The sequence below is a fragment of the Oleiphilus sp. HI0132 genome (genome assembly GCF_001635845.1).
Genome location: NZ_LWGJ01000208.1, coordinates 1 through 1139 on the forward strand (window position 1 = coordinate 1; position 1139 = coordinate 1139).

1 pseudogene is annotated in these 1139 nt (G+C 43.8%); it reads right to left on the reverse strand.

From position 1 onward, the window contains the following. Positions 1-1139, reverse strand: a pseudogene (locus A3766_RS28710) (ABC transporter substrate-binding protein); the annotation flags it as partial.

Here is a 1139-nt window from a genome sequence, read left to right on the forward strand (position 1 = left end):
GATGATTTGTTTGCTTTAAATCGGTCATTCTTCCATTGGCGCTGGGTTCTTGCGGCTTTTTCGCCACTCATACTTGTTAGAATCTCGAAGTAATCTGACTGGTATTTATCTTTTAAAATATCTTCTTTAGTCTTACCTTTCACAGCATAGACTGTCTGAATATTTTGTTGGTCAAAAGCTCGCCATTCCTGCTCATCTTTTAACAAAGAATATTTATGGCCTTCCAGAGCTTTTCTAACCTTGGCTGTTTCAAAGCTGCCTGCGCGTTCTACGGCGTCTTTGTATTGATATAAAATTGAATATGCCGAAGCTGCGGAAGAAGAAGGGTAGGCGTCATAGCGTTTGCTAAAGGTTTCAACGAATTTTTTGCCTGTTTCATAATTGTATTGTTCTGGTATATTCCATGCCCAGGGTAAAGCACCAACAACGCCCTCCATTGCTTCAGGTCCAGCACTTTTGGCCATGCCTAAGGTCAGGTTAGGTACGACGATAGACATTTTTTTCTTAAGCCCCATGGCGGTGACCATTTTTAAGGCTTTTGCCATATCATCGCCAAATAAAACCAACACTAATACATCGGGTACTTCTTCTTTCGCTGCGTCTAAGGCCGCCTTGAAGTCCTGCTTTGTCGCACCAGGGAAGGGGACAAGTGCGCGCTGGTGTGCTTTTTTGTCTTTGGTTTTGCTGAACTTGCGAATTGAGTTTTCAGTCGACCAGCCTCAGGTATAGTCTGCAGTGATGTAGAATAACTCTTTACCTTTGAAGTTTTTCTTTAGGTATTTTGAAAGCACTTTAGCGCCCATCCAGGCGTTATAACTTTCCCTGAACATGTGGGTATGACCGTCTTTCCCCGTCGTGGCATTTGAGTAGGTTAGCGTGCCAAAGTATAAAGTGTCACGCGCTTTTGCAGCGTAGCCACCTGAAATAGAGACAGCGCTAGAGGAACCGCCAAAAATCATTTTTGCGCCCTGGTCATCGATCATGTGGACGACGTTTGTGGTAGATATTGCGGCTTTTGACTGAGTGTCTTTTTTAAGAAGCTTTATGGGTTTTCCTAGTATCCCGCCATTATTATTAATTTCTTCAACTGCCATATCGGCAGCACGTTCTTGGGCGAGTCCTTGTACTTGGTAAGGGCC